Source organism: bacterium (assembly GCA_029210545.1).
Classification (GTDB): domain Bacteria; phylum BMS3Abin14; class BMS3Abin14; order BMS3Abin14; family BMS3Abin14; genus JARGFV01.
Genome location: JARGFV010000119.1, coordinates 1 through 7,301 on the forward strand (window position 1 = coordinate 1; position 7,301 = coordinate 7,301).

The following is a 7,301-nucleotide window of genomic DNA, read 5'->3' on the forward strand; positions in this document are numbered from 1 at the left end:
CGGAGGGGAGAGGGAGAATAAGGAAAGGGGCTATTGGCATGGGGAGGAAGGATAAGGAAGGGAGCCTACATGAGGGGAGGAAGATTAAGGAACTGGACTATTTTAGGGTTCGCAATGACAGACAAGGCTGGATTCCGGCTCATCACGCCGGGGGCGTGCTGTCCGGAATGACCCCTCAACTATGCTCGGGGCAGGCGGGCAGCCTTTTCTTATCCCCTTCCATCCCCTTCATCCCTGTTAAATCCGCCGCCTTTACAGGACCTTCGCCTTCCCCCGCATTTATGCCTTTCTCCGATTTTCTCCGTCTGCCCTGAGCATGTCGAAGGGTGGCTCTGTGGTTAAATCCAGGCTTTTGCGCCACAAGGCCTGCGATTGCCGCGTCATCCCGCTTCAGGCGGGACTCCTCGCAATGACAATCGCGGCCTTAGCCGCGGTTTTGCATTCGCGCCCGTCTTCGCCTTCGGCTTCGCCGTGGCAAAAAAATAAAAAGACCCAGGCGCTGGCCTGGGTCTTTTATTTTTTTGGTAGCGGGGACAGGATTTGAACCTGTGACCTTTGGGTTATGAGCCCAACGAGCTACCGGACTGCTCCACCCCGCAACAAAGAAGTTAGGTTGATAACATCAGCGGTAACGTTTGTCAAGTTGATGTGGTTACCGCTGAGTTTTCGGCTGTCAGTTCACTGTTTACAGTGAGTTCCAGGAGCTTATGCAACATGTTCAACCGCGATTTAACAGTGAACCGTAAACTGTAAACCGTGAACCTCAAAAGCCGCTACCCTGCGGCTTTTGTAATGCGCTCGACCGGCACGTCTCCGCTGCGCGCCTTCAGTTCGGATATCACTCTCATCCTGCGGGCGATAAGCTCCGTGACGTGGAGGACCTCGATGGCCTCCATCCCCCTCCTGCGCAGGCCATCCCGGATGTGCATGATGCATGCCGGGCACGAGGTCACCACCGCCTCGGCTCCCGTTTCGACGATGCGGTCAATTTTATTGTCATTGACCTTCCTGGCAAGGTCGTAATGCTCGATGCTGAAAGAACCGCCCATGCCGCAGCATCGTTCGGCGTCGACCATGGGGACGTACTGGACCCCCGGCAGCGATTCGATGAGGCGTATGGGCGCCTCCCGGATCCCCTGGAGACGCGCCAGGTGGCACGGATGATGGTAGGTGACCCTCAGGGGCTCCCTTTCAACCTGGACCTCCGTATCCCTGAAGTGGGCCGCCAGACCTGAACGGGTCAGGAAAGAGTTGATGTCATATACTTTTTCCACGAAAGCCCTGGCCCTGGCCTCCAGGATACCTGCCTCTTTCAGGAATTCCAGGTAATTATGCTTCAGGTTCCCCCCGCACGAAGCGCACCCGGTGACGATGAAGTCGAGATCGTGTTTCTCGAACGCCTCCAGGTTTTTCACGGCCAGCTCGCCGACGGTTTCCCTGGCCCCCCCGGTCAGGGCCGGCATCCCGCAGCAGACCTGGCCCTCGGGGACAACGACTGTCGTTCCCAGGGAGCCCAGGATGTTGACCATCGTCTCGCCGATCTCGGGGTAGAAGTAGTTGACCATGCACCCGCCGAAGATCCCCACGCGGGGGCCGTACCCCTCCCTCACAAGTTCCTGGAACAGTTCGGTGAAAAAGTACCTGGCCACCGGGGGGACGGTCCGGTCCCGGGCGATGAGGGGCAGGGGGAACCGGCGCCTGAGGCCGCTGTCCTCAGGGATCCGGTGGAAAAGGAATTTCTGGAAGAACCACCCGGTCCGCATGGCGACCCGGAATGTCCGTGCCGCTCCCAGCAGGTGATTGAGGATGATCCCCTTGCCGAACCTGAGGCCGGCATGTGAGGTCATCGCCTCCCGTGCCTTGAGCATCACCGGCAAGGTCGGCACCTCGTTGGGGCACGCCTCCTCGCACGCACCGCACAGGAGACAGGTCCCGATGTACTCCCGGTACCTGTCCGTCTCGCCCAGCTGCCCCAGGTGGACCGATTCGATGAGGGCCATCTTGCCCCTGGGTGAAAAGGATTCGAGGCCCCCCGCCTCGTAGACAGGACAGACGGGGAAACAGCTCCCGCACTTGACGCAGTCCCGCTCGCTCCTCGGGCCCCTGTCAGGCATCTTGTCCCTCATCTTTCCACTACCCGCTGTTTCCCCTGTAGTCGAAGGTTTTGGAAGGGTTCATGACATTGTTCGGATCCAGCGCGCGCTTGATGGTCCGCATGACGTGGATGAGGTTGTCGTCTATCTCCATGCCCAGGTAGGGCGCCTTGGCGATCCCGATACCGTGTTCGCCGGTAAGGGAGCCTCCGAGGTCCACTGTGAGCTGAAAGAGGTCCTTCACCGCCTCCTCGGCCCTTTTGCGCTCGTCCTTGTCGTCCGGGTCAACCAGGATGTTGACGTGGACGTTCCCGTCACCGGCATGGCCGAAGTTGACCACCATGACGTCATGCTGCCTGGCGATCTCCTCGATCCCGATGATGAGTTCCGGGATTTTCATCCTGGGAACGGAGACGTCTTCGTTGATCTTCAGGGGGCGTATTTTCATGATGGCGGGAGAAAGGGACCTCCTGACCTTCCAGAGTCCCTCGCGCTCCTCCGGCGTCTGGGCTCTTTTGACGTACAGGGCACCGGACCTCTTACAGACTTCCGTAAGCCTTTCAGCCTGCCTCCCGGCGCCAAGCTCATCCCCATCCACCTCCACCAGCAGGAGGGCGGACGCCCCTTTTGAAAGTTCCTCGCTGATGGACCCCTTGACGCAGTCGATGGCGCTGCGGTCCATGAACTCGAGAGTGGACGGGATGATGCGGCTCGCCATGATCCGGGCCACGGCCCGCGAAGCGGTGGAAACGTCCGGAAAAGCGGTGAGAAGGGTCACGACTGCTTCGGGTCTGGGCAGCAGCCTTACGAGGATCTTCGTGATGAACCCCAGCGTGCCTTCGGAACCGACAAGGAGGCGGGTAAGGTCGTAGCCGGTGACGCTCTTGATGGCCTCCGAACCTGTGCGCACGATGCGGCCGTCCGGCATGACCACTTCGAGAGCCATGACGTAATCCCTGGTCACCCCGTACTTGACCGCCCTGGGACCGCCGGCGTTTTCCGCGACGTTGCCCCCGATGGTGGAAAAGTCCATGCTGGAAGGGTCAGGGGGGAAGAAGAGATCCTTTTCCAGGACAGCCTTCTGGAGATCGCCGTTGATCACCCCGGGCTCTACCCAGGCGGACATGTTATCGGGGTCCACCTCGACGATGCGGTTCATGCGGCTGGTGGTGAGCACGACTCCGCCCTCGACCGCCAGGGAGCCTCCTGTAAAACCGGTCCCTCCCCCTCGCGGGATGACGGGAAACATTTCCCGGTTGGCCAGCTTGACGATGGCCGAAACCTGGCGCGCATTCTCGGGATGGGCCACCATCTCGGGGGGGAACCTGCGGTTCATGGCGTCGTAGGCGTACAGCACCAGGTCTTCGGAGCTGTCCGAACAGTGGTCGGGCCCCACGATCCTCCGGATCTGATCCCGGGCGCTCTTGCTCAGGGGCTTGTACTGTGTGTCAATCACGTGATCCGGCACGCTAGCTTGTCGATTCCAGTTTCCCCTTGAGGTGGCGGAGATGCCCCTCGTACAGATACTCGGTGGTCTTGGCGGCGATCTCCTCGGGGGAAACCTTTATCCGGGCGACACCGTCGTTGATGGCAGCCTGGGCCACCGCCGCGGCTACCCGGGGAGGTACCTTGAAGTTCATTGCGTCAGGGATGATATAGTCCGGCCTCACGTTCTTGTCGTCGATGAAGTCGGCGATGGCGTGGGCGGCGGCTATCTTCATGTTCTCAGTGATGTCGGTCGCCCGGACGTCCAGGGCCCCGCGGAAGATGCCGGGGAAGGCCAGGCAGTTGTTGACCTGGTTGGGGAAGTCCGAGCGGCCCGTGGCGACGACGGCGGCGCCGGCGGCGTGGGCATCGGCCGGCATGATCTCGGGGGTCGGATTGGCCATGGCGAAGACGATGGGGTCCTTGGCCATGGACTTGACCATGGCCTTGGTCACCGTGTTCGGGGCGGAAAGCCCGAAGAACACGTCGGCACCCTTGATGACATCCTCGATGGAACCTTTGGCCTGGTCGATGTTGGTGATCTCGGCCATATCCTCCTTGATGCGGTTCATCCGTTCCTTGCGGCCCTTGTAGATGGCCCCGGTGGTGTCACAGAGGATAAAATTCTTCGCACCGGCCGTCATGAGGAGCTTTGCCGTGGCGATGGCGGAAGCACCGGCCCCGTTCATGACGATCTTCACGTCGGCCATGTTCTTGCCGACGATCTTCAGGGCGTTGATGAGACCGGCCAGGGCCACGACCGCCGTACCGTGCTGGTCGTCGTGGAAGATGGGGATATTGGTCTCTTTCTTGAGGCGCTCTTCTATCTCGAAGCATCGGGGCGCCGAGATGTCCTCCAGGTTCACACCGCCGAAGGTGGGTGAGATCGCCTTGACCAGTTCCACGATCTCATCCACGTCCTGGGTGCAGATGCAGATCGGGAACGCCTCCACCCCCGCGAAGGTCTTGAACAGGATGGCCTTGCCCTCCATGACCGGCAGGGCGGCCCGCGGCCCGATGTTGCCGAGGCCCAGCACGGCGCTGCCGTCGGAGACGATCGCCACCAGGTTGGCCTTGCATGTCAGGTCGTAGACCTGCTCCGGGTGCTTTGACAGCACGATGCTCGCCTCGGCAGCCTCGGGGGGAAGGTAGAGGCGGTTGAGGATGTACTCGTCCCGGATGGGCACTTTCACCTTGATCTCCAGGACTCCCTGGTACCGGTGGTGGAGGTCGATGGACTCCTCCATGACATCCATCTTCTTCTTCCTCGGCGGAGGAGCCGGAAGGACGGTGTACTCGTTCTCGTAGACGATCTTCCGGGTCTTCGCTTCAACCTCGTCCGGTGAGACCTCCACCCTCGCGTCACCTCGCAGGATGGCAGTCTCGGCGACGACCCTGGCTATGCTGGCTGCCACCTGGAAATCAAAGATAGGAGGCACAAGGTTGGTCGGGTTGAGATTCCCCTCCGGTACCATTGAGGCGATGGTCTCCGCAGCTGCCAGGTAGGTGGCGTCGGTGATCCTCCAGGCCCTCACGTCCAGGAGACCGCGGAAGATCCCGGGGGCAACGTAAGCGGAGTTGATCTCGTTGGGGAAATCGGAGCGGCCCGAACCGACGACAGCGGCCCCGGCCTTTAACGCCTCGTCGGGCATGATCTCAGGCACGGGGTTAGCCAGGGCGAAGACGACGGCTCCTTTTGCCATGCTCTTTACCATCTCGCCCGAGACGATCCCCGGAGCCGAAAACCCGATGAAAACGTCAGCGCCTTCCATCATGTCCTTGAGGCTTCCGCTTTTTCTTTCGATGTTGGTCTGGAGGGAGATCTCCGATTTGGCCCAGTTAAGAGGCATGGTCCGATAGCGGTAAATAGAGCCGTACCGGTCGCAAAGGACGATATGCTTGGCGCCCGCCGCGAGAAGAAGGCTGGCCGTCCCGATGCCGGCGGCTCCAGCTCCGGAGATGATGATCCTGCACCTGTCAAGGCGCTTTCCGACGACCTTCAGCGCGTTGATCAAGGCAGCGTACACAGCCACGGCCCCGCCGTGCTGATCGTTGTGCATCACCGGGATCCGCGTCGCCTTTTTGAGGTTGTTCTCCAGGGTGAAGCATTTGGGCGCCGCGATGTCCTCTAAAACGATCCCTCCGAAGTTGGTGGTGAGACGGTGGCATATTTCCACGATCTCGTCCGTATCCTGGGTGTTCAGCGCGATGGGCATGGCGTCCACCCCCGCAAAGGTTTTGAAGAAGACCGAACGCCCCTCCAGCATGGCGAGGGCCGACTCCGGCCCCGTGCTGCCGAGCCCGTATACCGAGGAACCGTCACTGATGACGGCGATCGTGTTTCCACGGCACGTCAGGTCGAAGGAGCGGATCGGATTGGCGGCGATCTCAAGGCAGGGAGCTGCCACGCCCGGCGTGTAGAGCAGGCTCAGCGCGGAAGCGTCTTTGAGCGGGACCTTGCTGTCGACACCGATGAGACCCTGGTTGCGCAGTCTCAGCTCCAGGCCATAATTCCTGCGGGGCTCGTGCCCCTTTCCGGTCTTGGGATCCTTGGTCTTGCGGGACATTTTTACCCCCTCGCAAATGATATGGGAACCTGCCAGGGGTTTTCCAGCAGGTTTTCGGATTCTGATAACACCATCCATGAATTATAGCAACTCGCAGCATGATCAAGTCCTGCTGATCATGCTGTGGGTGCAAAGCGCAAAGCACGAAGCGCAAAGGAAGATCTAGCAGCGTGTCGGAAAACCCTGACACGCTGCGTAAAAGTTTGTCGGCCGTGGTCTTTTTTAGGACCTGGATCATATATTTTCCGGACCATGCGCCTGAAAAACGGGAAATAGTCCGGATTTGATGGCGTAAAGCAGCAAGCTCACCATCATCTGGGGATCGTAGGGTGGCTGCCCGCCGGCCGAACCGTCATAGGATGCGTAAATCCGTTCAAGACATATAATTCTGAGGGCTAACTTCTTCAGAATTATATGTTTTTCCATGACATCATAGTACAATGGGCCGACAAAATATATCTGGGAGTCTGTGCCCTGCCTGTCTAACCAGACAGGCAGGTTCTCCGACAGACTCCTAGGCTGCGGTCCTGGACCTGTTTTCCCAGGATCCTTCCTTCGCTACCTCCCCCTCACCTCGGTCCTCTCCCCCCAGGGGAGAGGAAGAATAGTGAACTAGACTATTCCAGGACAGTCTTTTCGCCCCCTCGGCTTTTCCCCCATGCTCCCATGCACACACGCTCCTTTTCCCCCATCACCCCGGCCCTCTCCCTCGGCGGGGAGAGGGAGAATAAGGAAAGGGGCTATTGGCATGGGGAGGAAGAATGAGGAATTTCGCCTTCCTTCGTGTTACTTTGTGACCTTCGTGTTGGATTAAACTCCGCTTTCACAGGAACCGCGCCTTCCCCTCAGGTCCTTCGCCTTACCCTGCTTGCCGAGTCGAAGCCTTGGCGAAGACTGGCGTCACCCTGCCTGTCACGTCGTAGCTTTAGCGAAGACGGATGGTTAGATGGCTCTTACCGCTTTTACAGGAACCGGGCCTTACCCCAGATTCAGCCTTCCTCCGTATCCGACGCCTGTCACGCCAGAGGCGTGATGAGCTCTGTGGTGAATCCGCTCTTGCCGCCTTTACAGGAACCGGGATCGCTTCGCCCGGGCATTAGCTCGCGAAGACAAGCATTACCCCAGTTCCTGCCTTTCTTCGTGTCCGACTTCGTCA

General features: G+C 59.8%; 3 protein-coding genes, 1 tRNA gene and 1 pseudogene. All 5 read right to left on the bottom strand.

Going from position 1 to position 7,301, the window contains the following annotated elements:
• Window positions 1-522: 522 nt before the first annotated feature.
• The 5 genes and pseudogenes from P1S46_10555 to P1S46_10575 all read right to left on the bottom strand — a co-directional run bounded on the left by P1S46_10555 (window position 523) and on the right by P1S46_10575 (window position 6,082).
• Window positions 523-599: transfer RNA gene (locus P1S46_10555), tRNA-Met, on the bottom strand.
• Between the two features lie 174 nt (window positions 600-773).
• The gene (locus P1S46_10560; GenBank protein ID MDF1536920.1) at window positions 774-2,114 is read right to left on the bottom strand and encodes a (Fe-S)-binding protein; all 1,341 of its coding nucleotides are present in this window, start codon (window positions 2,112-2,114) and stop codon (window positions 774-776) included.
• A gap of 19 nt (window positions 2,115-2,133) precedes the next feature.
• Window positions 2,134-3,561 (bottom strand): FAD-linked oxidase C-terminal domain-containing protein, encoded by a 1,428-nt coding sequence (locus tag P1S46_10565; GenBank protein MDF1536921.1) that lies wholly within the window; start codon window positions 3,559-3,561, stop codon window positions 2,134-2,136.
• Between the two features lies 1 nt (window position 3,562).
• Window positions 3,563-4,834 (bottom strand): NADP-dependent malic enzyme, encoded by a 1,272-nt coding sequence (locus P1S46_10570; GenBank protein MDF1536922.1) that lies wholly within the window; start codon window positions 4,832-4,834, stop codon window positions 3,563-3,565.
• A 54-nt stretch (window positions 4,835-4,888) separates the two neighbouring features.
• Window positions 4,889-6,082: pseudogene (locus P1S46_10575) on the bottom strand (NAD-dependent malic enzyme).
• Window positions 6,083-7,301: the final 1,219 nt, after the last annotated feature.

Excerpts from the sequence above, each read along its gene's own strand:
- P1S46_10560 (MDF1536920.1), bottom strand. The coding sequence starts at position 2,114 with ATGCCTGACAGGGGCCCGAGGAGCGAGCGGGACTGCGTCAAGTGCGGG.
- P1S46_10570 (MDF1536922.1), bottom strand. The coding sequence starts at position 4,834 with ATGGATGTCATGGAGGAGTCCATCGACCTCCACCACCGGTACCAGGGA.